Origin of the sequence: Curtobacterium sp. NPDC089689 (genome assembly GCF_044749145.1) — a bacterium.
Classification (GTDB): Bacteria; Actinomycetota; Actinomycetes; order Actinomycetales; family Microbacteriaceae; genus Curtobacterium.
The window spans coordinates 232,915-257,814 of the sequence record NZ_JBIVHJ010000001.1 but is presented as its reverse complement, the minus strand read 5'-3'; the positions used below and the strand labels follow the sequence as shown (position 1 = coordinate 257,814).

General features: G+C 71.6%; 22 protein-coding genes and 1 tRNA gene. 15 read left to right on the top strand and 8 right to left on the bottom strand.

All coding sequences use genetic code 11. The features are described 5' to 3' along the window. The first annotated feature begins 118 nt into the window (after positions 1-118). From ACIPYW_RS01215 to ACIPYW_RS01200, 4 genes are read left to right on the top strand one after another with little or no spacing between them, the layout of a single operon-like run. The gene (locus tag ACIPYW_RS01215; RefSeq protein ID WP_400410060.1) at positions 119-1,162 is read left to right on the top strand and encodes a glycosyltransferase family 2 protein; all 1,044 of its coding nucleotides are present in this window, start codon (positions 119-121) and stop codon (positions 1,160-1,162) included. A 5-nt stretch (positions 1,163-1,167) separates the two neighbouring features. Then, positions 1,168-1,986, top strand: a complete 819-nt coding sequence (locus tag ACIPYW_RS01210; RefSeq protein ID WP_400410058.1) for a CDP-alcohol phosphatidyltransferase family protein — start codon at positions 1,168-1,170, stop codon at positions 1,984-1,986. Beyond that, a complete protein-coding gene (locus tag ACIPYW_RS01205) occupies positions 1,986-2,891 on the top strand; it encodes a glycosyltransferase family 2 protein (protein WP_400412483.1) in 906 nt (301 codons plus the stop codon). The genes ACIPYW_RS01210 and ACIPYW_RS01205 overlap by 1 nt, the downstream gene beginning before the upstream one ends. Positions 2,892-2,899: 8 nt before the next feature. Continuing rightward, positions 2,900-4,132, top strand: coding sequence for a CDP-glycerol glycerophosphotransferase family protein (locus ACIPYW_RS01200; protein WP_400410055.1), 1,233 nt, complete (start codon positions 2,900-2,902; stop codon positions 4,130-4,132). Positions 4,133-4,168: 36 nt separating this feature from the next. Here ACIPYW_RS01200 and ACIPYW_RS01195 read toward each other — a convergent pair whose 3' ends face one another. The 4 genes from ACIPYW_RS01195 to ACIPYW_RS01180 form a co-directional block, all read right to left on the bottom strand. Further along, positions 4,169-4,471, bottom strand: a complete 303-nt coding sequence (locus ACIPYW_RS01195) for a hypothetical protein (protein ID WP_290132472.1) — start codon at positions 4,469-4,471, stop codon at positions 4,169-4,171. A gap of 115 nt (positions 4,472-4,586) precedes the next feature. Continuing rightward, positions 4,587-5,357, bottom strand: a complete 771-nt coding sequence (locus ACIPYW_RS01190) for an ABC transporter ATP-binding protein (protein WP_290132471.1) — start codon at positions 5,355-5,357, stop codon at positions 4,587-4,589. Beyond that, positions 5,357-6,136: an ABC transporter permease gene (locus ACIPYW_RS01185; protein WP_400412481.1), complete on the bottom strand. Its 780-nt coding sequence runs from the start codon at positions 6,134-6,136 to the stop codon at positions 5,357-5,359. The genes ACIPYW_RS01190 and ACIPYW_RS01185 overlap by 1 nt, the downstream gene beginning before the upstream one ends. Positions 6,137-6,222: 86 nt before the next feature. Continuing rightward, entirely contained in the window at positions 6,223-6,918 is a 696-nt protein-coding gene (locus tag ACIPYW_RS01180) for a phosphocholine cytidylyltransferase family protein (RefSeq protein ID WP_290132470.1), read from the bottom strand. A gap of 323 nt (positions 6,919-7,241) precedes the next feature. Between ACIPYW_RS01180 and ACIPYW_RS01175 the strand changes: the two genes are divergently transcribed. The 3 genes from ACIPYW_RS01175 (at position 7,242) to ACIPYW_RS01165 (ending at position 10,638) form a co-directional block, all read left to right on the top strand. Further along, on the top strand, positions 7,242-8,606 hold the full coding sequence (locus ACIPYW_RS01175) for an ABC transporter ATP-binding protein (RefSeq protein ID WP_400410053.1): 1,365 nt from the start codon (positions 7,242-7,244) through the stop codon (positions 8,604-8,606). Next, the gene (locus ACIPYW_RS01170; protein WP_400410051.1) at positions 8,582-10,153 is read left to right on the top strand and encodes an ABC transporter permease; all 1,572 of its coding nucleotides are present in this window, start codon (positions 8,582-8,584) and stop codon (positions 10,151-10,153) included. Before ACIPYW_RS01175 ends, ACIPYW_RS01170 begins: the two co-directional genes overlap by 25 nt. Before the next feature lie 224 nt (positions 10,154-10,377). After that, positions 10,378-10,638, top strand: coding sequence for a DUF3039 domain-containing protein (locus ACIPYW_RS01165; RefSeq protein WP_022904204.1), 261 nt, complete (start codon positions 10,378-10,380; stop codon positions 10,636-10,638). A 24-nt stretch (positions 10,639-10,662) separates the two neighbouring features. Here ACIPYW_RS01165 and ACIPYW_RS01160 read toward each other — a convergent pair whose 3' ends face one another. Further along, positions 10,663-11,952, bottom strand: a complete 1,290-nt coding sequence (locus tag ACIPYW_RS01160) for a nicotinate phosphoribosyltransferase (protein ID WP_400410048.1) — start codon at positions 11,950-11,952, stop codon at positions 10,663-10,665. An 80-nt stretch (positions 11,953-12,032) separates the two neighbouring features. Here ACIPYW_RS01160 and murI point away from each other — a divergent pair, with 80 nt between their 5' ends. The 3 genes from murI to rdgB are packed head-to-tail and all read left to right on the top strand — an operon-like array spanning position 12,033 to position 14,202. After that, on the top strand, positions 12,033-12,878 hold the full coding sequence (murI, locus tag ACIPYW_RS01155) for a glutamate racemase (RefSeq protein WP_290132466.1): 846 nt from the start codon (positions 12,033-12,035) through the stop codon (positions 12,876-12,878). Further along, positions 12,875-13,609, top strand: a complete 735-nt coding sequence (gene rph / locus ACIPYW_RS01150) for a ribonuclease PH (RefSeq protein ID WP_400410046.1) — start codon at positions 12,875-12,877, stop codon at positions 13,607-13,609. The genes murI and rph overlap by 4 nt, the downstream gene beginning before the upstream one ends. Then, on the top strand, positions 13,606-14,202 hold the full coding sequence (gene rdgB, locus ACIPYW_RS01145) for an RdgB/HAM1 family non-canonical purine NTP pyrophosphatase (protein WP_400410044.1): 597 nt from the start codon (positions 13,606-13,608) through the stop codon (positions 14,200-14,202). Before rph ends, rdgB begins: the two co-directional genes overlap by 4 nt. A gap of 187 nt (positions 14,203-14,389) precedes the next feature. Here rdgB and ACIPYW_RS01140 read toward each other — a convergent pair whose 3' ends face one another. The 3 genes from ACIPYW_RS01140 to ACIPYW_RS01130 form a co-directional block, all read right to left on the bottom strand. After that, positions 14,390-15,088 carry a DedA family protein gene (locus ACIPYW_RS01140; RefSeq protein WP_400410042.1) on the bottom strand — a complete coding sequence of 233 codons (699 nt, stop codon included), beginning with the start codon at positions 15,086-15,088 and terminating at the stop codon, positions 14,390-14,392. Positions 15,089-15,221: 133 nt separating this feature from the next. After that, positions 15,222-15,301 (bottom strand) — tRNA-Leu (locus ACIPYW_RS01135). A gap of 90 nt (positions 15,302-15,391) precedes the next feature. Then, positions 15,392-16,738, bottom strand: coding sequence for an MFS transporter (locus ACIPYW_RS01130; RefSeq protein WP_400410040.1), 1,347 nt, complete (start codon positions 16,736-16,738; stop codon positions 15,392-15,394). Between the two features lie 38 nt (positions 16,739-16,776). Here ACIPYW_RS01130 and mnmA point away from each other — a divergent pair, with 38 nt between their 5' ends. The 5 genes from mnmA to gatC all read left to right on the top strand — a co-directional run bounded on the left by mnmA (position 16,777) and on the right by gatC (position 24,898). Continuing rightward, positions 16,777-17,883, top strand: coding sequence for a tRNA 2-thiouridine(34) synthase MnmA (gene mnmA / locus ACIPYW_RS01125; RefSeq protein ID WP_400410038.1), 1,107 nt, complete (start codon positions 16,777-16,779; stop codon positions 17,881-17,883). Positions 17,884-17,960: 77 nt separating this feature from the next. Then, positions 17,961-20,303, top strand: coding sequence for an NAD-dependent DNA ligase LigA (ligA, locus tag ACIPYW_RS01120; RefSeq protein WP_400410036.1), 2,343 nt, complete (start codon positions 17,961-17,963; stop codon positions 20,301-20,303). A gap of 182 nt (positions 20,304-20,485) precedes the next feature. Beyond that, positions 20,486-21,847: an alpha/beta hydrolase gene (locus tag ACIPYW_RS01115; RefSeq protein ID WP_400410034.1), complete on the top strand. Its 1,362-nt coding sequence runs from the start codon at positions 20,486-20,488 to the stop codon at positions 21,845-21,847. 223 nt (positions 21,848-22,070) lie between these two features. Then, the gene (locus ACIPYW_RS01110; RefSeq protein ID WP_400410032.1) at positions 22,071-24,422 is read left to right on the top strand and encodes a transglycosylase domain-containing protein; all 2,352 of its coding nucleotides are present in this window, start codon (positions 22,071-22,073) and stop codon (positions 24,420-24,422) included. 176 nt (positions 24,423-24,598) lie between these two features. After that, complete coding sequence (gene gatC / locus ACIPYW_RS01105) at positions 24,599-24,898, top strand: Asp-tRNA(Asn)/Glu-tRNA(Gln) amidotransferase subunit GatC (RefSeq protein WP_058725353.1); 300 nt, start codon at positions 24,599-24,601, stop codon at positions 24,896-24,898. Positions 24,899-24,900 lie beyond the last annotated feature (2 nt).

The following is a 24,900-nucleotide window of genomic DNA, read 5'->3' as shown; positions in this document are numbered from 1 at the left end:
TGGCACCGGGCCTCCCGTCCGTCCTGGCGGTGCCCGGCTTGATAGGCTCATGGTCGCTCTGCGGGGCGGCACCGCTCGCGGTGCGCCCCGCGCACCAAGCCACCACCCCGAGGGACGCATGCAGCCAGACGGACAGCCCCTGCCGGGCGTCTCGTACGTGATGCCCGTGCTCAACGAGGTCACCGAGGTCCGTGCTGCCGTGCAGAGCCTGCTCGAACAGGACTACGCCGGTCCGTTCGAGGTCATCCTGGCGCTCGGGCCCTCGATCGACGGCACGAACGAGCTCGTCGCGGAGATGAGTGCGGCCGACCCGCGGATCCGGGCGATCGAGAACCCGGTGGGGTCGACCCCCGCCGGGCTGAACGTCGCGATCCGCGCGTCCGAGCACCCCGTCGTGGTCCGGGTCGATGCGCACTCGGTGCTGCCGCGTGACTACACCCGCATCGCCGTCCGAGTGCTGCAGGAGTCCGGCGCGGACAACGTCGGCGGCATCATGCGCGCCGAGGGGCGCACGCCGTTCGAGCGGGCCGTCGCCCTCGCGTACGGCAGCCGGGTCGGGCTCGGGGGCACGCCGCACCACGTCGGCGGGCAGGCCGGACCGGCCGAGACCGCGTACCTCGGCGTGTTCCGGCGCGACCGCCTGTTCGAGGTCGGGCTCTTCGACGAGGGCATCAAACGTGGCCAGGACTGGGAGCTCAACCGGCGGCTGCGGCAGACCGGCGGCACCGTCTGGTTCACGCCGGAGCTCGTCGTCACGTACCGGCCGCGGCCGAGCCTGAAGCGGCTCGTGCGGCAGTTCGTCGCGACGGGGCTGTGGCGCGGGGAACTCGCCCGGCGGTTCCCGGCGAACAACGGGTTGCGCTACTTCGTGCCGCCGGCGATGGTCGCGGCGATGGCGGTCGGCATCGTCACCGGGGTCGTCGGGATCGTCGGCGCCGCCACGGGCACCGGTGCGGCGTGGGCGCTGCTCGGGTTCGTGGTCCCCGCCGTGTACGTGCTCTTCGTCGTGGTCGGCGCCGTCGCCGTCGCTCGGCGATCAGGGGCGGCGACGCTCCTCTGGCTCCTCGTCGTCCTGCCGTGCATCCACGTCGGCTGGGGGATCGGGTTCATCATCGGCTTCCTGACCAGGACGTCCGAGCTCACGACGCACACGGGACGGTGACCGACATGACCGACGACGCCACCACGGGACGCGCCGCGCGGCCGACCTCGATCGCCGAACTCCGCGCGGTCGCGCAGCCGGACGCCGTGCGGATGCGGGCGAACGCCGAGCACTGGACGGCCTCGCTGTACCTCCGGGACGTCTCGCCGTACCTGACCTGGGTGCTGCTGAAGACCCGAGTGAGCGCGAACCAGGTCACCGGACTGATGATCCTCGTCGGCTGGAGCGTCGCGGCCGCCCTGCTGATCCCGGGCATCTGGGGCGCGGCGCTCGCGCTCGTGCTCGGGCAGCTGCAGATGCTGGTGGACTGCAGCGACGGCGAGGTCGCCCGGTGGCGCGGGACACACTCGCCCGCCGGGGTGTTCCTCGACAAGGTCGGGCACTACACGACCGAGGGGCTGATCCCGATCGCCCTCGGCATCCGCGCCGCCACGTGGCCGGTCCACGACGCGGACTGGATGTGGACGACGATCGGCTGCGCGCTCGGTCTCGTGATCGTCCTCAACAAGGCGCTGAACGACATGGTGCACGTGGCCCGCGCCAACGCCGGGCTCGAGAAGCTCGTCGACCGCCGCGACGCCTCGACCGCGCCGTCCGGCCGCCGACTCGCGACGCTCCGCAAGGCCGCTCGCTTCCTGCCGTTCCACCGCCTGTACCACTCGGTCGAGCTGAGCATCCTCGCGTTCGTGTTCGCGCTCCTCGGACTCGTCATCGGTGACACGCTGGCGTCGCGGATCCTCGTCGGGGCGCTCCTGCCGCTCGCGGTCCTCGCGACCGCCGGGCACTTCCTCGCGATCATCGCCTCGAAGCGGGTCCGCGCGTGATGCCCGGGACCGTGCGTCGTCACGCGGTCCCGCACCGGGAACGACCCCGCGTGGCCGTGGTGAGCCTGTCGCAGGGCACGCGCCCCGACGACCTGCGGCGGGGCCTCGAGAGCGTCCTCGCACAGCAGGACGTCGAACTCGACGTCGTGTGCGTCGGCAACGGCTGGGAGCCGACCGGGCTGCCCGAGGGAGTCCGTGCGCTCGCGCTGCCCGAGAACGTCGGCATCCCGGCCGGGCGGAACGCCGGCGCCGAGGTCGTCCACGGCGACTATGTGTTCTTCCTCGACGACGACGCCTCGGTGCCGTCGCCGACCTTCCTGCGCGACGCGATCGCGCTGTTCGAGCACGACCCGTCGCTGGGGCTCGTGCAGCCCCGCGTCGTCGATCCGACCGGTGCCGCGAACCCGACGCGTTGGATCCCGCGCATCCGCAAGGGCTCGCCTCGGGAGTCGTCCCCGGTGTTCTCCGTGTGGGAGGGCGCCGTCGTGCTCCCCACCGACGTCTACCGCGCGGTCGGTGGCTGGGGAGCGCCGTACTTCTACGCGCACGAGGGCATCGAGCTCGCCTGGCGCGTGTGGGACGCGGGCCGCCGGACCTGGTACGCGGGGGACCTCGTCGCGCACCACCCAGCGATCGATCCCGCACGGCACCGTGAGTACTACCGGCTGAACGCCCGCAACCGGGTGTGGCTCGCCCGGCGGAACCTGCCCCCGGTGCTGCGGCCGCTGTACGTCGGCTCGTGGGCGGCGATCCAGGTCGCCCGCTGGTGGCGGCACCCCCGGCGTCTGGCGACGTGGTTCGGCGGCGTGCGCGAGGGCTGGACCACGGAATGCGGGCCGGCAGCGACCATGGGGTGGTTGACCATCGGGCGGATGACGCTCGCCGGCCGCCCCCCGATCATCTGAGGAGACCGATGTCGATCACCAGCGACGTGCGCACGGCCGTCCGGCTCGTGCAGCGACTCCTGAAGTCGCGGCAGAACCGGAACGCCCTCGCCCGACGACTGCAGCAGGAGCCGCCGCTCGCGCCGCGCTCCGCCGAGATCGCCGTGTACTTCGCCGACGGTCCGGTGAACCTGTACCAGGTCCGGCAGTGGTACGGCCCCCTGGCGGAACTGCACACCGAGCACCCGGTCGCGATCATCTCGCGGAGCCCCGGTGCCATGCTCACCCTGCTCGAGGAGTCGCCGGTGCCGGTCGTGTACGCGCGACAGGTGGTGGACCTCGAGCGGTTCGTGGACGAGCAGGCCCCGAAGATCGTCCTCTACGTCAACCAGAACGCCCGCAACTTCCAGATGATGCGGTACGGGCGGATGTGGCACGTCTTCGTGAACCACGGCGAGAGCGACAAGATGTACATGACGACGAACCAGTTCAAGGCGTACGACCACGCCCTGATCGCCGGGGACGCCGCTCGTGACCGCCTGGCCGCCGCGCTGTGGGACTACGACCTCGACGCCCGGACGACCGCGATCGGGCGCCCCCAGGCCGACCACTTCGCCGCGGAGGTCCCGTGGCCCGCGGACGGCCGCACCGTCGTGCTGTACGCCCCGACGTGGGAGGGCGACCGCGCCGCCGCGGCCTACGGCTCCATCGCGAGCCACGGCACGACGATCGCCGAGCGGGTGCTCGCGTCGCCGGCGCACCGGCTCGTCTACCGACCCCACCCGCGCTCGGGCGTGCTCGACGCGGAGTACAAGGCCGCCCACGAGCGCATCATCGCGGCGATCTCGGCCGCGAACGCCGCCGACCCCTCGGCACACCACGTGTACGACGACGGCCCGACGCTCGGCTGGCAGCTCGCGGGTGCCGACGTGGCCATCACGGACATCTCGGCGATGATCTACGACCGGCTCGCGGTGGGCAAGCCGCTCATCGTGACGCGGCCGGTGTCACCGGACGCCGACGTCGACGAACGTGGGTACCTGGGCGACGCGAACTGGCTGCAGGCGTCGGAGGCGGCGGACGTCGTCGAACGGATCGACGCCGCCGCGAACGACGCCGAGGAGCTGGCACGCCTCCGGCACTGGGTCGAGCGGTACTTCGGCGACACGACGCCCGGCGCGGCCACCGCACGGTTCCACGCGGCCGTGGAGCAGCTGCTCGAGCGGTGGCGCACCGTCGCGGCCGAGCACGACGGGCGCTGACCCGGACGTCCGTCCAGGCCCGGCCGCCACGGCACGTCACCGTCCGGTGGCGTGGGCGACGAGCGGCACCTGCCACAGGTACTCGGTCCGGTCGGGTCGCCGCCACCGGAGCACCACCGCGCCGGTGTCGTCCGGGGCCGCTCCGAACACGGCGATGGACAGTGCCCGACCCGGTTCGAGCCGACGAACGGCCATCGGTGGTGCGTAGCCGGTCCCCAGGTGGGTGAGCGTCAACCCGTCGACGGGCTCCGGCCCGGTGTTCACGAGGGTGTAGCGGCGCGGGGCGTCGGTGCGATCGAGGTGGAACGGGACACGGTACGCGGTGGCGGTGGGGTGCATGCCACGAACATTAGGTGGGGGTACCGACGTCGGTGCGGTCGGGGAGACCGTGGACCCCCGGCGTTGTGGAGGGAGGCCGTGGTGCGTGCCGTTGTGGAGGGGTGCCGGGCACTGCTCAGGAGGCGTAGTCGGCGCTGTAGCGTGCGAGGGCCTCGTCGATCGGACCGTCGAACTGCAGCTGCCCCTTGTCGAGGTAGAGCCCGCGGTCGCAGAACCGGCGCAGGTCCTTGTCGCTGTGGGAGACGAAGAACAGCGTCCGCCCTCCGGCCAGGAGCTCGTCGATCCGCTTGTAGCACTTCTCGCGGAACCCCTTGTCGCCGACGGCGAGGACCTCGTCCACGAGCAGCACCGGTTCGTCCAGGCGGGAGATGACCGAGAACGCGATCCGCACCTTCATGCCGCTCGACAGGTGTTTGTACGGGGTGTCGACGAAGTCGCCGATCTCCGCGAACGCGATGATCTCGTCGAAGGCGTCGCGGATCTCCGCTCGCGACATGCCGTGCAGGCCCGCCGTGAGGTAGACGTTGTCCCGCACCGTCAGGTCGCCGACGAACCCGCCGGTGATCTCGATGAGCGGTGCGACGCCGGCGCCGACCTGCACGCGGCCCTCGTCGGGGAGCATCACCTGTGCCACGAGCTTGAGCAGGGTGGACTTGCCCTGGCCGTTCCGACCGACGACGCCGATCGCCTCACCGGGTCGGACGTCGAAGGAGACGTCGCGGAGCGCCCAGAACTCGTCACCGCGCTTCCGACGGCTGCGTCCGGCGAAGAGGTCCTTGAAGCTGCGGCTCGCCCGACGGTTCCGCTTGAACCGGATCCCGGCGCCGCGGACGGAGATCACGGGCGTCGTGGTGGTGCTGCGACGTGGCTGGTCGGTGGCGGTCATCAGAGCTCCTTCAGGACGCGGTGCTCGCTCCGCTTGAAGACGACGACGCCGACGACGAGGACGACCACGGTCACGACCGTCGAGGAGGCCACCTCGAGCCAGTTCAGCTGACTCGGGAAGAAGGCCGAGCGGTAGATCCCGATGATCCCGGAGAGCGGGTTCAGCGCCATCAGGTCACGGACGCGCTCGGGGAGTGCCGACGTGCCGTAGATGATCGGCGACGCGTAGAACAGGAAGCGCAGGACCAGCTTGACCGCGCGTTCGAGGTCACGGAAGAAGACCACCAGCGGCGCGACGATGAGGCCGAGGCCGTAGATGAGCGCGCACTGGAGCACGATCGCCAGGGGGTAGAGCAGGACCTCCCAGTGGAGGTGTGCACCCGTCGCGAGCACGAAGATCGCGAGAACCGGCAGGCTCAGCACGAACTCGATGCCCTTGGACGCGTCGATCCGGGCGACCCAGATGCTCCGGGGGATCGTCGTCGAACGGATGAGCTTGGCCTCGCTCGTGAACGCGCGGGTCGAGTCGGACACCGCGCCCGTGAACCACATCCACGGCAGGAGTGCCGAGAGCAGGAACACGATGTACGGCTCCTCGCCCACCTTGCCGCGGTGGAAGACCTGCGTGAAGACGAACCAGTAGATCGCCGACATCACGAGCGGGTCGAGGATCGACCAGAGGTAGCCGAGTGCCGACGTCGAGTAGCGGACCCGGAGGTCGCGGACGGTCAGCAGCCAGAGAGCATGGCGATAGCGCCGACCGGCACTCCGGCTGGCCATCGGGGCAGCAGCCGCGGGCACGGTCGGCGCACTCGCTGTGGTCACGGTTTCCCTCCGGGCGGAACCGCCGAGGGGACGGGGATCGTTCAGGCGAACAGGTTGTTCGCGCGCTCGAGGTCCTCGGCGAAGTCGATCTCGACCGCGTAGAGGTCCGAGATGTCGACCGGCGACCAGCGTAGCCCGTCCTCGGCGATGGCCGCCTCGATGCCGCCCTCGAAGTACTCCTGGTCGTCCACGCGGCCGAGCTGGCGGATGAGCGCCTGCTTGTCGGCGGCGGAGACGTAGTTGATGCCGACGGCTTCGCCGAGGCCACCGACGACCTGCTTCGAGAGCTTCTCGATGAAGCCCTCGGCGTCGACCGTGTACTTGACCTCTTCGTCGGAGACCTTGTCGGTGTTGACGCTGACGAACGAGCGGTCCTCGTCGATCATGTCCGCGGCACGGACGAGCGCGCGCGGGTCGAAGACGACGTCGCCGTTCATCCAGAGCACGCCGCTCTTGCCGGTGGCCTTGAGCGCACGGAGGAGGCTCTTCGAGGTGTTCGTGGAGTCGTAGGACTCGTTGTAGACGAAGTTCGCCTGGGGGAAGGCCTCGACGATGTACTCCGACTTGTAGCCGACGACGATCGTCACGCGGGCGCTCGAGCCGAACGCGGCGCGGATGTTGTCGAACTGCTGCTGCATGATGGTGCGGCCGTCGGAGAGCTCCGTCAGCGGCTTCGGCAGGCTGCGCCCGAGGCGGCTGCCCATCCCCGCGGCGAGGATGACGATCTGCGTGGTCATGCTGGTCCCTTCTGGTGTCCGCCCGCGCGCCGATGGGCACGGGCGGGCCTGGTCGAGTCTGCTCCCGCAGGGTCCGGATCCGCCGTGAACCCTGCGCTTCTCGGATCAGACTCCCAGCGCGGGCTGCATCACGTTGGGAGGCCCGAGCGGGTTTCCAAGTGGTGAACACTTCGGCGTGTCCCGGTGAATGATACGGAACGACCGGGCCGGAGGGGTACACCCGGAGCCGCTTCGTTCTCGTTTCGTGACCCTCCTACGGGCGACGTCGGTGACGGTCCGGTCACGGTCGTCACCGGTCGTCGCACCGTTGGTACGGTGGGGCGATGGCCGCAGGAGCAGACGACGAGGACGTGTACGCGACGTCCGACGCTGCCTGGCTGACCGAGGCCGAGAGCGACATGGGGGACGGGGATGCGCGTGACGCGCCCGCAGGTGACGAGATGACCGACGACACGACCACGATCGAGGCCGACGGCGTCGAGACACCGACGGTCGAGGACGCGACCGGCACGGCAGCGGGCGGGGCTCCCGACACGCGCGACGAGGCCGGCGACACGCGCGACGAAGCCGGCGACACGCGCGACGCTGCGCTCCCTGCGGCGGAGAAGACGACGTCGAAGCGGCCGTCGGGGTCACGCGGCGCCAAGGGACGGGTCAAGCGCCCGGCCGGCGCCCCGGACGGCCCGCAGCAGCGCGACGGAGCGACGGCCCGCGCAACGTCGTCCCGCACGACGTCGAGCAGCACACCGCCGAGCGACGCCGCCCCGAGCAGCGACAGCGCCGCGGGCAGCAACACCGACCGGAGCAGCGACACCGCCGCGGGCAGCGCCGGCTCCTCGGGCAGCGCCGGCGGCTCGGGCAGCACGCCGTCGAAGAAGCGCGCGCCCCGGGCCACCGCCAAGCGCCCCGCGGCCGCCGCACCGAAGCAGCCCGTGGTCCTCCGCGCCGAAGGCCTCGTGAAGCGCTACGGCCAGACCCTCGCCGTGGACGAGGTCGACCTCGAGATCCGGCAGGGTTCGATCTTCGGCGTCGTCGGCCCGAACGGTGCCGGCAAGACCACGACGCTCTCCATGGTCACCGGCCTGCTCCGTCCGGACGCCGGCACCGTGACCGTGCTCGACCACGACGTCTGGGCCGACCCGACCGCCGCCAAGCGCAGCCTCGGCGTCCTGCCCGACCGGCTCCGGCTGTTCGACCGCCTCACCGGTGCACAGCTCCTCTACTACTCGGCCACGCTCCGGGGCCTCGACGGCGCCACGGCACGGGATCGGAGCGCCGACCTCGCCGAGGCGTTCGGTCTCGGTGAGGCCCTCGGTCGCCAGGTCGCCGACTACTCCGTCGGCATGGCGAAGAAGATCGCGCTCGCCGCGACGCTCATCCACTCGCCGCGGGTGCTCGTGCTCGACGAGCCGTTCGAGTCCGTCGACCCGGTGAGCGCCGCGACCATCACGGAGATCCTGCGTCGCTACACGGCGGGTGGCGGCACGGTCGTGCTCTCCAGCCACTCGATGGAACTCGTCCAGCGCACGTGCGACTCGGTCGCGATCATCGTCGGCGGCAAGGTCCTCGCCTCCGGCACGATGGCCCAGGTCCGCGGGCGCAAGAGCCTCGAGGACAAGTTCGTCGAACTCGCGGGCGGCCGCGTCGTGGCAGAGAGCATGGAATGGTTGCACAGCTTCTCCGCCTGAGGGCCGACCTGCTCGCGGGCGGCGTCCGGGGGAGTGCACGTCGCTCGGTCCTGGTCGTCCTCGGGTGCCTCGTCGGGCTCGTCGTCGCGGTGGCGATCGCCGTCGTGGCCGCCGGTCTGCGCACGGTCGACCCGGGGTCGGCACGCGCGGTCGTGGTCCCGGTCGGCACCCTCGTCACGTTCGGCTTCACGGTCGTCCCGCTCGTCGCGGGGCACGGCGACCAGTTCGACCCGCGCCGCTTCGCCGTGTTCGGGATCGGCCGGAAGGACCTCGCGGTCGGGTTGTTCGTCGCCGGCCTCGTCGGCGTGCCGGTGGTCGCGGTGGCGATCGTCGCCGTGGGCCAGTCCGTCACGTGGATGCGCGGCGGCGGCACGGCGGTGCTCGGAGTGGTCGGTGGTCTCCTCGCGATCGCGACGTGCGCCCTGCTCGTCCGGGTCGCGTCCACGGCGGGGTCCCGCCTGATCGGGCAGCACCGCACCCGTGACGCCGGCTGGCTCGTCGCGCTCGTGATCGCGGTCCTGGCCGTGCCCACCGTCTCGCTCCTGGTCGACAGCGGCTGGATCGACCCGGCGGGCGTCGAGACGCAGCGGGTCGCGAACGTCGCCGGCTGGACCCCGTGGGGTGCAGCGTGGGCCGTCCCCGCGGACGTCGCGGTCGGCGCGGTCGGAGCCGGCGTCCTCAAGCTGCTCGTCGCCGTCGTCACGGTCGCCCTGCTCGCCTGGGCCTGGTGGGCACAGGTCGGCCACGCCCTCGAGACCGTCGAGTCCCGGACGCGCAGCCGTCGGTACCGCGGGCTCGGATGGTTCGACCGGCTCGGCTCGACGCCGGTCGCCGCCGTCGCTGCACGCGCCCTGACCTACTGGGGACGCGACCCCCGCTACCGCACCTCGTACCTGGTGCTCGTCTTCGTGCCGATCGTCGTCATCCCGCTCGGCGTCGCCGGCGTGCCGTGGCACTGGACGGCGCTCGTGCCACTGCCGCTCATGGCGCTCATCGCCGGGTTCCTGCCGCACAACGACGTCTCGTACGACAACACCGCCGTCTGGCTGCACGTCGCGTCCGGCGCGCCCGGCTGGAGTGATCGGCTCGGTCGGGTCGTCCCCGTGCTCGTGGTCGGGATCCCGGCGCTCGTCGCGGGTGCAGCGGTGTCCGCGCGGCTCTTCGGCGACTGGGTGGCGTTCCCGGTGCTCATCGGGATCGGCGCATCGGCGCTCCTGGCGGGCCTCGGTCTTTCGAGCATCGTCTCCGTCCTGCTGCCCTACCCGACGGTGCGTCCGGGTGACCACCCGTTCCAGCAGCCGCAGGCCGCTGGCGTCACCGCGACGGTCGCGCAGTCGGTGATGGTCATCGGGACCGTCATCTTCTCGATCCCGGCCGTGTGGCTCGCGGTGCTCGCGTTCCGCGACGGCGCGGACCCGTGGGCGACCGCGACGCTGGTCGTCGGTGCGGTCGTCGGCGTGCTCGTGCTCGTCGCCGGGGTCGCGATCGGCGGCCGGGCGTTCGACCGGCACGGACCGGACCTCCTGGCGGCGGCCCAGCGCAACTGACCGGTCGCGCAGCGCGCGCCGACCTGTGCGCCCCCACCGGGCCGACCGTGCAGCGGGACCCGGCGGGTCGCCCCCGGCGCGGGACGACCGACCGACGGCCGGGAGGCGCGTGGCGGGTCCGCCCCGCGCCTCCCGGCCGTCATCCGTCGAGTCCCGCACCCGGTGGCGGCCGCGCGCGACGCGACCGCATCGCACCGTCGCGCGCCGCGTCGTACCCTGGACCCATGAGCATGACGGAACCCGGTGGCGGCCTCGACGTGATGGACCGCGAGCTCGAGAAGCTCCTCGAGGACGAGGGGATCGAGCCCGGCGATCACGAGCGGTTCTCGCACTACGTGAAGAAGGACAAGATCCTCGAGTCGGCGCTCAGCGGCAAGCCCGTCAAGGCGCTGTGCGGCAAGAAGTGGATCCCCGGGCGCGACCCGGAGAAGTTCCCGGTCTGCCCCGACTGCAAGAAGATCTACGAGCGCATGAAGGCGGAGTAGCCCTCCGCGACCCACGACCGCCGGTCAGATGACGAGCGTGGGGATGGCCGGGTCTCCCCGCCCGATGCGCGACGCGTCGGCGGGCAGCTCGGCCTTCGCCATCTTGTGGTGCTTCCGTGCCGCCTCGACGCCCTGGCTGCCGAGGAACGCCGGGTCGACCTCGCCGTTCGTCACGACCGGCACGAGCAGCGGTCGCTCGTCCGGCCCGACCGCTCCCGTCGTGAGCACGACCTCGGCGGTCGCGATGCCGTTGCGGAGTCGTCGGCCCGCCTCCTTGCGCCCACCCGTCGATGCCTTGTCGGCGGACTTCTTCGCCACCGGTACCCAGGCCTCGTCCGCGGCGTCGCGGTGGGCCACGAGCTTGAACACCATGCCCGCGGCCGGGTGACCGGAGCCGGACACGACGGACGTGCCGACGCCGTAGGAGTCCACCGGCGCCGCCCGCAGCGCCGCGATCGTGTACTCGTCGAGGTCGTTCGTCACGGTGATCTTCGTGCCGGTCGCGCCGAGCCGGTCGAGCTGCGCGCGGACCGCGGCCACGACGGACGGCAGGTCACCGGAGTCGATGCGCACGGCACCGAGCTTCCCGTCGGTGAGCCGGACGGCGGTCTCGACCGCGGCCTCGATGTCGTACGTGTCGACCAGCAGGGTCGTGCCGTTGCCGAGGGCGTCGAGCTGCGACCGGAACGCCGCCTCCTCGGAGTCGTGCAGCAGCGTGAACGCGTGCGCGGCGGTGCCCATCGTCGGGATGCCCCACGTGCGTCCGGCCTCGAGGTTGCTCGTCGCACCGAACCCGGCGATGTACGCGGCGCGGGCGGCGGCGACCGCGTTCCACTCACCCGTGCGGCGGGACCCCATCTCGGCGAGGGGGCGGTGGTCCGCGGCGGACACCATGCGCGCGGCCGCGCTCGCGATCGCACTGTCGGCGTTGAAGATGCTCAGCGCGAGGGTCTCGAGGACGACGGCCTCGGCGAACGTGCCCTCGATCTGGAGGACCGGGGAGTTCGGGAAGAAGACCTCGCCCTCGCGGTAGGCCCGGACGTTCCCGGTGAACCGGTAGTCGGCGAGCCACCGCGCGGTGCCCTCGTCGATGACGCCGCGGTCGCGCAGGAAGCCGATCTCCCCGTCGCCGAAGCGGAAGTCGCCCAGCGCGGTGAGGAAGCGTCCGAGGCCGGCCGCGACGCCGTACCGGCGGCCGTCCGGCAGGCGGCGGGTGAACACCTCGAAGACGCACCGACGGTCGGCGGTGCCGTCCTTCAGTGCGGCGTCCACCATGGTGAGTTCGTACTGGTCCGTGAGGAGCGCGCTGGTCACCTCCCCGACACTACGGCAGGGGTCGGCCGGGAGGCACGGGTTGCGTCGGGCGGTCGGCTCGCGTCGGTACGCTGGTCACCGTGACGGATGCACCGATCGGAGTCTTCGACAGCGGGGTCGGCGGGCTGACGGTGGCGCGGGCGATCATCGACCAGCTGCCGCGCGAGAGCATCCGGTACGTCGGGGACACCCTGCACTCGCCGTACGGCCCGAAGCGCATCGCCGACGTCCGCCGCTACGCCCTCGAGGTCATGGACGACCTCGTCGAGCAGGGCGTGAAGGCGCTCGTGATCGCGTGCAACACCGCCTCCTCCGCCGTGCTCCGCGACGCCCGTGAGCGCTACGAACAGGCGTACGGCATCCCCGTGGTCGAGGTCATCCAGCCCGCGGCCCGAGCCGCCGTGAAGCAGACCCGCACCGGCCGCGTCGGGGTGATCGGGACCGTGGGGACCATCGCCTCGCGGGCGTACGAGGACGCCTTCGCGGTCGCGGCCGACGTCTCCCTGTCGCTCGCCGCCTGCCCCCGTTTCGTCGAGTTCGTCGAGGCCGGGGACACCTCGTCGCCGGCGCTCCGCACGGTCGCCGAGCAGTACCTCGCCCCGGTCCGGGCCGCCGACGTCGACACGCTCGTGCTCGGCTGCACCCACTACCCGCTGATGTCCGCGGCGATCCAGTACGTCATGGGCCCCGACGTCACCCTCGTGTCGAGCGCCGAGGAGACCGCGAACGACGTCTACCGCCGACTCGTCGAGCACGGCCTCGAACGCACCGCCCCCGAGCCGCCGACCTACGCGTTCGAGGCCACCGGCGACGACAAGAACGGCTTCATCCGGCTCGCCCGACGCTTCCTCGGACCCGAGGTCTCGAGCGTCGGCCACCTCCAGACCGGGGCGATCCTGCTGCCCCACACCGAAAGGACGCCATGAGCACCCGCATCGACGGCCGCGCCGCGACCGACCACCGTCCCGTCACGATCGAGCGGGGGTGGAGCACGCAGGCCGAGGGCAGCGCGCTCATCTCCTTCGGCAACACGAAGGTGCTGTGCACCGCGTCGTTCACCAACGGCGTGCCCCGCTGGCTCGCCGGCAAGGGCACCGGCTGGGTCACCGCCGAGTACTCCATGCTGCCGCGCTCCACGAACGAGCGGATGCAGCGGGAGTCGATCAAGGGCAAGGTCGGCGGCCGCACGCACGAGATCTCCCGGCTCATCGGCCGATCGCTCCGCGCGGTCGTCGACACGAAGGGCCTCGGCGAGAACACCCTCGTGATCGACTGCGACGTGCTGCAGGCTGACGGCGGTACCCGCACGGCGTCGATCACGGGCGCGTACGTGGCCATGGTGGACGCGATCGAGTGGGGCCGCGAGCGCGGCTTCGTCGGGAAGAAGGCGACCCCGCTGCTCGACAGCGTGCAGGCGATCTCGGTCGGGATCGTCAAGGGGGAGCCGATGCTCGACCTCGCCTACACCGAGGACTCCGCGGCCGACACCGACATGAACATCGTCACGACCGGCTCGGGCAAGTTCATCGAGGTCCAGGGCACCGCCGAGCACGCGCCGTTCGACCGCGACGAGCTGAACACCCTGCTCGACCTCGGGCTCGCAGGCAACGCGTCGCTCGCCGCGATCCAGCGCGAGGTGCTGGGGCAGACCTCGTGACCGACCGTCGGGTCGTCCTCGCCAGCCACAACGCCGGCAAGCTCGTCGAGTTGCGTGACATCCTCGGCGACGCACTCGGCCACGGCGTGGAGCTCGTCGGGTACGACGGACCGGAGCCCGTCGAGGACGGCGACTCCTACGCGGCGAACGCGCTCATCAAGGCCCGGGCCGCGGTCGCGCACACGGGGCTCCCGGCGCTCGCCGACGACTCCGGCATCGCCGTGGACGCGCTCGACGGTGCGCCCGGCATCCACTCGGCCCGGTACGCCGGCACCCGGGTGGACGCCGACAACATCGCGCTGCTGCTGCAGAACCTCGAGGGCGTGGTCGAGCGGACCGCGGCCTTCGTGTGCGCCGCGGCGTTCGTGACGCCGGACGGCACCGAGCACGTGTTCGAGGCGGTCTGGAACGGCGAGGTCACGACGGCGCCGATCGGGGACGGCGGACACGGGTACGACCCGGTCTTCCGGCCGGACGACGCGGACCGGACCTCGGCGCAGCTGACGCGTGACGAGAAGAACGCCCTGAGCCACCGGTCGAAGGCGTTCCGCGGCATCGCGCCGATCGTGCGGGAGTACTTCGGCGCGGAGTAGCCGGCGCCCGCGGGTGCCGCCGATGCCGCCGCGCGGTGCCGGTGCCGATGGCCAGCGCACAAGCAAAGTCGCTCCGAACCACGTGATCGCGTGGTTCGGAGCGACTTTGGTTGTGCGAACGCGAACGTGAACACGCTCCCGACTGCCGACGCAGCCGCGCGCGGCGACGGCCCTGCGAACGGGTCGATCAGACCCGCGGGTCGACGGTCGGGGCGTCGTGCTCCTCGGCGTGCTTCGCCTTGCGCGCGTTCCGGAAGTAGGTCAGCGCCATCGGGACCACCGTCACCACGACGGCGGCGAGCAGGATCACGTCGATGTACGAGCGGACGATGTGCGCCACGAACGGGATGTGCCCGATGAAGTAGCCGAGGAACGTGACGCCGACGCCCCAGATCACGGCACCGATCGCGTTGTAGAGCGAGTACTTCTTGTAGTTCATCCGTCCGACACCGGCGGCGATCGGCAGGAACGTGCGGACGACCGGCACGAAGCGGGCGAGGATCACGGCGAGCGGACCGAACCGGTGGAAGAACGCGTTCGTGCGGTCGACGTTCGCCTTGGAGAAGAGCCCGCTCTCCTTGCGCTCGAAGATCGGCGGACCGGCCTTCTTGCCGATGTAGTAGCCGAGCTCACCGCCGATGAACGCCGACGCCGCGATCATCAGGGCCGCGACCCAGATCGGGATGCCACCGATCGCGCCGCCCCGGTCGAACGCGAAGAGGCCGGTGATGACGAGCAGGCTGTCGCCGGGGAAGATGAACCCGACGAGCAGGCCGGTCTCGGCGAAGATGATCGCGCAGACGACGAGCACGGCGACGGCCCCGAAGTGGTCGAGGATGTACTGCGGATCCAGCCAGGGGATCAGGGCGAGTGCAACGGAGTGCATGGTTCTTCCGGTCGAGCGGGCGGGGACACGAGGACGACCCCGCAGGGGTCAGGCTACCGTCCCCGTGTGTCGGCACCATCCGCCGACGGTATGAGTCTGCGGACGTGGTCAGGAAGGGTGCGGAGAACCGCCGTGCGGAAGGAGGGACTCGAACCCTCACGCCGGGGCACAGGAACCTAAATCCTGCGTGTCTACCAATTCCACCACTCCCGCGAGCAGCGGCAGTCTACCGAGCGGGACCGGCGGGGCGGACGCGCACCGTGCCTCCCGGCCGTCCCGACGCGCGCAGCGCCGTCGACACCGTCAGCGCAACCGGCGTGGGAGGTACCGCGGAACGTAGCGCAGGAGCACCCCGGCCCCGACCAGGCCGAGGACGCCCATCACGCCGCTCGCCACCGCGATCGACGCGACGGCGGTGATCCCGGAGATGAGCAGCGGCGCGGCGGCGGACCCGAAGTCCCCCGTGAAGCGCCAGGCGCCGAGGAACGGCGCCGGGTGGTCGCGCGGAGCGAGGTCCGCGCCGAGCGTCATGAGGATGCCGGAACCGACGCCGTTCGCCAGGGACATCCCGATCGCGATCGCGACGAACCACCCGACCCGCGCATCGAGGTGGCCCGACCAGGCGAGGAGGAAGTAGCTGACGCTGAGTCCGAGCATGCAGGGCAGGGCGCTCGCGAGGCGCCCCCACCGGTCCATGATCTGCCCGCTCGTGTAGAACAGTGCGAAGTCGACGGCTCCGGCGATGCCGATGACGAGCGCGGCGGTGGAGTCGTCCAGGCCGACGCTCACGGCCCACAGGGGCAGGATGACCTGCCGTCCGGCGCGGAGCGCGCCGATGAGGCCGGCGCCGCTGCCCAGGCGGAGCAGGACCTTCCGGTGCGTGCGGATGGTGCGGAAGAGGCCGTGGGCCTCGTCCTGCACGAACTGCGCGCCGGTGTCGGTGGGCGGCTCCGTCGGGTGGGTCGTGCCGGAGCCGGTGGGTGCGGTCGCCGCGTCCGTCGCATCCGTCGCGTCCGGCCTGTTCGTCGTATCCGGCCTGGAGGCACGGGTCGGCCTCCGGAAGCCGCGTGCGCCCGTCGCGGGGTCGCGGATGACGAGGAGCACCACGGCGGCCAAGAGGCAGCAGGTGATGTGGATCCAGAAGGCGCTCTGCGTCGCGCCGGTGAGGTGGATCACCCCGGCCGAGACGAACGGGCCGACGAAGTAGCCGAAGCGGAACACGCCACCGAGGCTCGACAGTGCGCGGGCGCGGACGTGCACCGGGATCGCGGTCGTCATGTAGGCGTGGCGGGCGAGGGCGAACACCGCGGTCGAGACGCCGACGAGGAACACGCCGACTGCGAGGACCCACGGGTTCGGCGACCACACGCAGACGAGCAACCCGACGACCGAGACCGCAGCAGCACCGATCATCGCGTTGCGCTCGCCGATCCGCCCGACGACGACTCCCGACGGCACGTCGCCGATGAGCTCGCCGACGAGGATGAGCGACGCGACGAACCCCGCGAACGCCAGCCCCGCTCCGAGGTTGTCGGCGGCGATCGGGATGATCGGGATGATCGCCCCCTCGCCGATCGCGAAGAGGGCGGCGGGCAGGAAGCCGGACAGGACGACCGCCCGGAGGTCGAAGGCGGGGGTCTCGGAGGGCATCGTTCGCACAACGCTACGCCGGTGCTTACCCTGGAGGCATGCGAGTACTGGCAGCGATGAGCGGCGGCGTCGACTCGGCGGTCGCGGCGGCACGGGCCGTCGACGCCGGACACGACGTGGTCGGGGTGCACCTGGCCCTCAGCCGGATGCCCGGGACGCTCCGCACCGGCAGCCGGGGGTGCTGCACGATCGAGGACTCGATGGACGCCCAGCGCGCGGCCTCGGTGCTCGGCATCCCCTACTACGTGTGGGACTTCTCGGCGCGGTTCAAGGAGGACGTCGTCGACGACTTCGTGGCCGAGTACCAGGCCGGCCGGACGCCCAACCCCTGCATGCGGTGCAACGAGCGGATCAAGTTCGCGGCGCTGCTCGAGAAGACGCTCGCCCTCGGGTTCGACGCGGTCGCGACCGGGCACTACGCCTCGATCGTCACCGGTTCCGACGGCTCGCGTGAGCTCCACCGCGCGGCAGCGTGGGCGAAGGACCAGTCCTACGTGCTCGGGGTGCTGACCGCCGAGCAGCTCCAGCACGCGATGTTCCCGCTCGGTGCCACGCCGTCGAAGGACGAGGTCCGGGCCGAGGCCGCCGCGCGCGGGTTGACGGTGGCGCAGAAGCCGGACTCGTACGACATCTGCTTCATCCCCGACGGCGACACCCGAGGCTGGCTCGCGGACCGCGTCGGCACCGCCCCCGGCGACGTCGTCGAGCGCGACGGTACGGTCGTGGGGGAGCACCAGGGCGCGACGGGCTACACCGTCGGGCAGCGGCGGGGTCTGCACCTCGGCCGTCCGGCGCCGGACGGCAAGCCGCGGTTCGTGCTCGAGATCCGCCCGAAGGAGAACACCGTCGTCGTCGGCCCGAAGGAGGCGCTCGACGTGTCCTCGATGTCCGGCGCGCGCTTCACCTGGGCGGGCACGGCCCCGGCAGACCCGTCGGTGCCGTTCGCCTGCGACGTGCAGATCCGCGCGCACGCCGACCCGGTGCCCGCGACCGCACGCGTGTCCGACGGCCGGCTCGTCATCGACGTCGACGAGCCGCTGTCCGGGGTGGCTCCCGGGCAGACGGCCGTGGTGTACGTCGGCACGCGCGTGCTCGGGCAGTGCACGATCGACGCGACGGTGTCGGCGGTGCCGGTCGGCGCCTGACCGCGCGGCCGCCTGGCCGCTCCCGGGCCGGGTGCCCGCTGCGCGCTCGGTCGGTGGTTGCCGGTAGAACTGAGGGCATGAGCGAGAGCACGCCCGACGACGACACGACGTTCGAGACGACCGCCCCGTCCGACCTCGACGCCGCCCAGTCGGCGCGTGAGGTCGACCGGCTCCGCGCCCGCATCACCGAGCTCCGGCACGAGTACTACGAGGGCAACGCCTCCACCGCGTCGGACGCCGACTACGACGCGCTGCAGCACCGGCTCGCCGCGATCGAGGAGCTCCACCCCGAGCTCCTGACCGAGGACAGCCCGACGCAGACCGTCGGCGGCCAGGCGCAGACGACGCAGTTCGCCCCGGTGGAGCACGCCGAGCGCATGCTCAGCCTCGACAACGTGTTCAGCCCCGAGGAACTCACCGAGTGGGCGACCAAGGTCGAGCGCGACGCCGGTGCCGAACGCGTGCGGTGGCTCACCGAGCTGAAGATCGACGGGCTCGCGATCAACCTGCGGTACGAGGACGGCCGACTGGTCTCGGCCGCCACGCGCGGCGACGGGGTCGTCGGCGAGGACGTCACCGGCAACGTGCGGACCATGGGCACGATCCCGGACCGCCTGTCGGGCACCGGTCACCCGCCCATCGTCGAGGTCCGCGGCGAGATCTTCTTCCCGGTCGCCGAGTTCGACGAGCTCAACGCGAAGCAGCGCGAGGCGGGCGAGAAGGTCTTCGCCAACCCGCGCAACGCGGCCGCTGGGTCCCTCCGGCAGAAGGAGGAGGGCAAGTCCGAGGCGAAGCGTGCCCTCATGGTGGACCGTCTGCGCCGGCTCCGGATGCTCGTGCACGGCATCGGCGCGTGGCCCGTGCGCGAGCTCGAGCGCGCGACCGAGGCGCACTCGCAGTCCGAGGTCTACGAGCTGCTGCAGACCTGGGGCCTGCCGACGAGTTCGCACTACCGGGTGTTCGACACCGTGGACGAGGTCCTCGCCTTCGTGCGCGAGTACGGCGACCGTCGCGCATCGGTCGAGCACCAGATCGACGGCATCGTGATCAAGGTCGACGACCTCGCCCTGCACGAGGAACTCGGATCGACTTCGCGCGCGCCACGGTGGGCGATCGCGTACAAGTACCCGCCGGAAGAGGTCCACACCAAACTGCTCGACATCGTGGTGAGCGTCGGGCGCACCGGCCGTGCGACCCCGTTCGCCTCGATGGAGCCGGCCGAGGTCGCCGGGTCCGTCGTGCGGCAGGCGACGCTGCACAACCAGGACGTCGTCAAGGCGAAGGGCGTCCTCATCGGCGACACGGTGGTGCTCCGCAAGGCCGGCGACGTCATCCCGGAGGTGCTCGGCCCGGTCGTCGAGCTCCGCGACGGCACCGAGCGCGAGTTCGTCATGCCCGCGGCGTGCCCGGAGTGCGGGACGCCCCTCGCCCCGGCGAAGGAGGGCGACAAGGACCTGCGGTGCCCGAACGCGAAGAGCTGCCCCGCGCAGGTCCGGGGTCGGGTGGAGCACATCGCCTCGCGCGGCTCGCTCGACATCGAGGGCCTCGGCGAGGTCGCCGCGGCCGCGCTGACCCAGCCGTCGCACCCGGAGACCCCGCCGCTCGTGACCGAGGCCGGGCTGTTCGACCTGACGATGGAGGACATCGTCCCGATCGAGGTGATCGTCCGCGACGCCGAGACCGGCATGCAGAAGACCGACGACGCCGGTTCGCCGAAGCGCGTGACGCCGTTCAGCCGCGCGCGCAAGAAGACCGACCCGCCGTTCGACCCCGGAGCCCACGGCGCGGACTACACGGGCCAGCCGAGCCGCTACCCGTCCAAGAACGCGTTCGAGATGCTCGCGAACATCGACGCCGCGAAGACGAAGGACCTCTGGCGCCAGCTCGTTGCGCTGAACATCCGGCACGTCGGACCGGTCGCGGCGCGTGCACTCGCCACGCACTTCGGCTCCCTCGAAGCGATCCGTGCGGCGACCCGCGACGACCTCGCGGCGGTGGACGGTGTCGGCGGGATCATCGCCGACGCCTTGCTCGCCTGGTTCGACGTCGACTGGCACCGCGACATCGTCGACCGGTGGACCGCGGCAGGGGTGCGGTTCGCGATCCCGGGCCACCCCGGGCCGGGTGCGGCCGCTGCCGAGGGCGGGGTCCTGACCGGGGTCACGGTCGTCGCCACGGGCGCGCTCGAGGGGTACACGCGCGAAGGTGCGCAGGAGGCGATCCTCGCCGCGGGCGGCAAGGCGGCGTCGAGCGTCAGCAAGAAGACCGACTTCGTCGCGGCCGGTCCGGGGGCTGGGTCGAAGCTGACGAAGGCGGAGCAGCTCGGGGTGCGGATCATCGATGCCGAGCAGTTCCGGGTCCTCGTGACCGAGGGTCCGGACGCGCTCGGGGACGCACCGGAGACGCCCGCAGAAGACTGAGCAGCACTCAGGAGCACGCCGTACTCGTGTCCGCTCAGAGCGGCACACCCCTCGGTGCACCCAGTTGGGGGGCCAAGTTGCAACAGGCATGTTCCCAGACGGGCCGGTTTCCGTAGACTCGACGGAGCATCACCCGTCGTCTGCAGGGGGACGACGGGACGGCCTTCCCGGGGGAGACCCGATTGCTGCTCATCGCCGCGGCTCTGCTCACCGCCTCGATGCACTCGTTCGGAGTGGTCGAGGCCCCCGCCGTGCCCGCTCCCACGCCGGTGGCCGTCGTGCACACCGCGCAGCGCGTCCTCGAGGACCTCTCAGCGCCCCAGAGCGGGGCGATCGGGGTACAGATCGACGCCGACGCCGTCGCGCACGCCCCGGGCAACGAGTTCCTCGACGACCTGGTGTCGATGCCGACCGCCGACCTCCGGCGCGTGGCCGTCGACCCGGCCGTCGTGGCCACCGTGCAGGACGACCCGCCGACGGCGCGGCAGGTCGCGTCGTGGTGGGCAGGTCTCAGCGACGACGAGCACCAGGTCCTGGAGACACTCGCGCCGGGGGTCGTCGGCAACCTCGAGGGAGTTCCGTACGCCGTCCGGGACCGCGCGAACCGCATCACGCTCACCGCGGCCCTCGACGACCCCGCCACCCCGTCCGCCGAGACCGCGATGCTCGGCCAGGTCCGCCGCTCGCTCGAGTCCGCTCCCGGCGACCCCCGGCGGACGCTCGTCACGCTCGACACCCGCGGTGCCGGACGGGCAGCGATCGCGATCGGCGACCTCACGACCGCGGCGGACGTGACCGTCGTCGTCCCCGGCATGTTCTTCACCGTCACCGGGCAGATGCGGGACTTCACCGACACCGCGAACGACCTCGCCACGGAGCAGGCGACGCTCGCGCCCCTGGCCGCCGCGGGGCACGGACACGGCGTGGCCGTCGTGGCGTGGATGGGGTACCGCACGCCGGACCTGTCGAACATCCTGTCGCTCTCGCTCGCGCAGACCGGAGCCGAACGGCTCGAGCGTGCGGTGACCGGGCTGCGTGAGGTCCGCGACACCGAACAGCCGCGCCTGAACATCGTCGCGCACTCGTACGGCTCGACGACGGCGCTCATCGCCCTGGCCTCGGGGCGGATGCACGCGGACAGCCTCACCGTGCTCGGGTCGCCCGGCAGCTCCGTCCGGACGGCATCGCAGCTCGCGGTGACCCGGGGCGAGGTCTTCGTTGGGGGTGCACACAGCGACCCGATCGCCGGATCCGGGTACTTCGGCACCGACCCCGGTTCGGCGTCCTTCGGCTCGACCCTGCTCGACCTCGCCGGGAGCGCGGACACCAGTGCGGCGGGTGACGCGTTCCGTCGTCCGTCGGGACACAACGACTACCTCAAACCCGGCACCGCATCGCTGCACGACGTGGCCCTCATCGCCGTCGGCCGGGGAGACCTGGTGCGCGAGCAGCTCCGACGGGGCGAGGGCACCGGCGGCGGTGGCGTGCCCGGCACGCCGGACATGTACCTCGTCCGGCCCCAGGACGTCCAGCAGCGCGACTGACGCGACCGCGCCGCCGGACGCGACCGTGCCGGGGCGCACCGTGACCCGATCGTGACCGCCGGCCGGTCCGTCGGGCGTTCGCCGTGCCTCCAGGCCGGATCCGCAGCCCTGCGCGGGAGCCGAGCGGCCACGTGGTCAGCCTGAGCGGCAACCTGAGCGACGGTGCAGTCTGCGGTGGTTCCGCGGCAGAACCAACCCAGGGCGCCCACCTAGCGTGCTCGCCATGCGTGTGATCCGGTGGCCGGCGGCCCTCCTGACCTTCCTCGGCATGTCCGTCCTCGCGGGGATGCTCGTGACGGTGGCCGTCACGCCCGCCGTGGCGGTCGTCGGCGAGGGCGCGTCCGGCGCGGCGTCCTTCTTCGAGGACCTGCCCGACTACCTCGACATCCAGACGCCGCAGCAGGTGTCCGCCGTCTACGCGACGAAGGGCGGCAAGCAGGTCAAGATCGCGTCCTTCTACGCCGAGAACCGGACGAACGTGACGAGCGCGCAGATGGCGGACTCCCTCAAGCAGGCCGCCATCGACACCGAGGACCCCCGCTTCTACGACGAGGGCGGCATCGACGTCATCGGCACCCTCCGGGGCGCGGCGGCGACCGCGGTCGGCGGCGACGTCCAGGGCGGGTCGAGCATCACGCAGCAGTACGTCAAGAACGTCCTCGTGCAGCAGTGCGAGTCGCTGACCGGCAAGGACGCGGCGGCCACGAAGGCGAAGGTCGACGCCTGCTACGCGGACGCGGCCGGTGTCACCCCGCAGCGCAAGCTGCAGGAGATGCGGTACGCGATCGCCGTGAACAAGAAGTACTCGAAGGACCAGATCCTCACCGGCTACCTCAACATCGTCGGGCTCGGCGGCCGGGTCTACGGAGCCGAGGCGGGTGCGGAGTACTACTTCGGCGTGCACGCGAAGGACCTCTCCCTCGTGCAGTCCGCGACCCTCGTGGCGATCCTCAACAACCCGTCGAACCTGCGCATCGACCAGCCCTCCGACAAGGCGAACGGCAAGGCGAACGGGTACGCCCTCACCAAGGAGCGTCGCGACTACGTCCTCCGGCGGATGGAGGCGCACCACTCGATCACCAAGGCGCAGATGACCGCGGCCATCGCGACGCCGGTCCAGCCGAAGATCACCGCGACGGCGAACGGTTGCTCGACCGCGGCCTCCGGCTTCGACGCGGGCTACTTCTGCGACTACGTGCGCGACGAGGTGCTGCAGGACCCGGCGTTCGGGAAGACCGCGGCCGAGCGCATCGCGACGCTCGACACGAAGGGTCTGCAGATCCACACGTCGCTCGACCTCGACCTGCAGGCGCAGGGGCAGTTAGCACTGTCCGCGTACGTCCCCGCGACGATGGCCGGCGTCGACGTCGGCGGCTCGAACGTCACGGTGGAACCGGGGACCGGCCGCATCCTGTCGATGGTGCAGAACACCGCCTACACGCAGGGCGACAGCAGCGCGCCGGGCACGACCGCGGTCAACTACAGCGCGGACACCGCCTACGGCAACTCGGGCGGGTTCCAGACCGGTTCGACGTTCAAGGTGTTCACGCTCGCGGAGTGGCTCGCCACCGGGCACACGCTGAGCGACTCGGTGAGCACGACCGAGCACACCTACCAGGCATCCGAGTTCACCAACTCGTGCGAGGGGATCGGGGGAGTGTGGAACGTGGCGAACGCCGAGGCGGTCCCGGCCTCGATGTCCGTGCAGGCCGCGACGAGCGAGTCGATCAACACCGCGTTCGCCGCCATGGGCAAGCAGCTCGACCTGTGCAACATCGCGAACCTCGCCGAGAAGATGGGCATCCACCTCGCGAACGGCGGCAAGATCAGCTCGGTCCCGTCGATGATCCTCGGCACGAACAACCTGTCTCCCATCGACCTCGCCGAGGCGTACGCGGGCTTCGCGAACGACGGCATCGTCTGCACCCCGACCGCGATCGACTCCGTCACCGAGGCCGACGGCACGAAGATCACGCCCACGAAGTCGTCCTGCACCCAGGGCGTCGACCCGGCCGTCGCGGGCACGGTCGACTACGCGCTCCAGGGCGTGCTGAAGGGCAACGGCACGGCCGCGAAGGCGAACCCGAACGACTCGACCCCGAAGTTCGCGAAGACCGGTACGACCGACAGCGACGTGCAGAACTGGCTCGTCGCGTCGAGCACGAAGTACACGAACGCGACGTGGATCGGCAACGTGCAGGGCAACGTCGGGCTCGCGAACACGCCGTTCCTGCAGAACACGACCGGGTACAGCGCGAAGTTCGGCGTCGGCAAGCAGATGATGACCTACCTCGACGGGCACTACGGCGGCGATGCGCTGCCGACGCCGGACCCGGCGATGATCGGACACGCGTCGTCGTCCTCGTCGGGCTCGGCGGGCTCGGCGGGCTCGCAGTCCGGCAACGGGGCGGCTTCGCCCGCGACGCCGGGGGACCAGCCGACGAGCGGGACGCAGCAGCCCGGTCAGCAGCAGACGGGCGCGCCGGCTGCACCGGCGGGTGCCGGCACCGCCGGCGGATCCGGTGCCACCGGGAAGAGCGGCGGGACGGGCAAGGGCGGTACGACCGGCCGGTGACGGTCGGGAGGCGCGGCGCGACCCCGCCTCGCCGGGTCGCGTTGGTCAGTTCGTCCCTGCACCGGTGGTGTGACGGGTCGTCTCGTCCACAGGGGGGGGGGGGCGGCCTCGACCAGGCCGCCCTGGCGTCCGCCGTAGACTGGTGCGCATCCCACGAACGCAATCGACGGAGCACCATGCCTGACATCACGAGCGAGCAGGTCGCCCACCTGGCGAGCCTCGCGCGTATCGCACTCACGCCCGACGAGATCGAGAAGATGACCGGGGAGCTCGCGCACATCGTCGAGAGCGTCGCCCGGGTCACCGAGGTCGCGACGCCCGACGTCCCGGCGACGAGCCACCCGGTCCCGCTCGAGAACGTCACCCGCCCGGACGAGGTCGGGACGACCCTCACGCAGGAGCAGGCGCTCTCCGGTGCGCCCGACTCCGACGGTGAGCGCTTCCGGGTCACCGCCATCCTCGGCGAAGAGCAGTAAGG

Bases quoted from the DNA above. Each gene is read 5' to 3' on its own strand.
- ACIPYW_RS01215 (WP_400410060.1), top strand. From the start codon at position 119: ATGCAGCCAGACGGACAGCCCCTGCCGGGCGTCTCGTACGTGATGCCC.
- ACIPYW_RS01210 (WP_400410058.1), top strand. From the start codon at position 1,168: ATGACCGACGACGCCACCACGGGACGCGCCGCGCGGCCGACCTCGATC.
- ACIPYW_RS01205 (WP_400412483.1), top strand. From the start codon at position 1,986: ATGCCCGGGACCGTGCGTCGTCACGCGGTCCCGCACCGGGAACGACCC.
- ACIPYW_RS01200 (WP_400410055.1), top strand. From the start codon at position 2,900: ATGTCGATCACCAGCGACGTGCGCACGGCCGTCCGGCTCGTGCAGCGA.
- ACIPYW_RS01195 (WP_290132472.1), bottom strand. From the start codon at position 4,471: ATGCACCCCACCGCCACCGCGTACCGTGTCCCGTTCCACCTCGATCGC.
- ACIPYW_RS01190 (WP_290132471.1), bottom strand. From the start codon at position 5,357: ATGACCGCCACCGACCAGCCACGTCGCAGCACCACCACGACGCCCGTG.
- ACIPYW_RS01185 (WP_400412481.1), bottom strand. From the start codon at position 6,136: ATGGCCAGCCGGAGTGCCGGTCGGCGCTATCGCCATGCTCTCTGGCTG.
- ACIPYW_RS01180 (WP_290132470.1), bottom strand. From the start codon at position 6,918: ATGACCACGCAGATCGTCATCCTCGCCGCGGGGATGGGCAGCCGCCTC.
- ACIPYW_RS01175 (WP_400410053.1), top strand. From the start codon at position 7,242: ATGGCCGCAGGAGCAGACGACGAGGACGTGTACGCGACGTCCGACGCT.
- ACIPYW_RS01170 (WP_400410051.1), top strand. From the start codon at position 8,582: ATGGTTGCACAGCTTCTCCGCCTGAGGGCCGACCTGCTCGCGGGCGGC.
- ACIPYW_RS01165 (WP_022904204.1), top strand. From the start codon at position 10,378: ATGAGCATGACGGAACCCGGTGGCGGCCTCGACGTGATGGACCGCGAG.
- rph (WP_400410046.1), top strand. From the start codon at position 12,875: ATGAGCACCCGCATCGACGGCCGCGCCGCGACCGACCACCGTCCCGTC.
- ACIPYW_RS01140 (WP_400410042.1), bottom strand. From the start codon at position 15,088: ATGCACTCCGTTGCACTCGCCCTGATCCCCTGGCTGGATCCGCAGTAC.
- ACIPYW_RS01130 (WP_400410040.1), bottom strand. From the start codon at position 16,738: ATGCCCTCCGAGACCCCCGCCTTCGACCTCCGGGCGGTCGTCCTGTCC.
- mnmA (WP_400410038.1), top strand. From the start codon at position 16,777: ATGCGAGTACTGGCAGCGATGAGCGGCGGCGTCGACTCGGCGGTCGCG.
- ligA (WP_400410036.1), top strand. From the start codon at position 17,961: ATGAGCGAGAGCACGCCCGACGACGACACGACGTTCGAGACGACCGCC.
- ACIPYW_RS01110 (WP_400410032.1), top strand. From the start codon at position 22,071: ATGCGTGTGATCCGGTGGCCGGCGGCCCTCCTGACCTTCCTCGGCATG.
- gatC (WP_058725353.1), top strand. From the start codon at position 24,599: ATGCCTGACATCACGAGCGAGCAGGTCGCCCACCTGGCGAGCCTCGCG.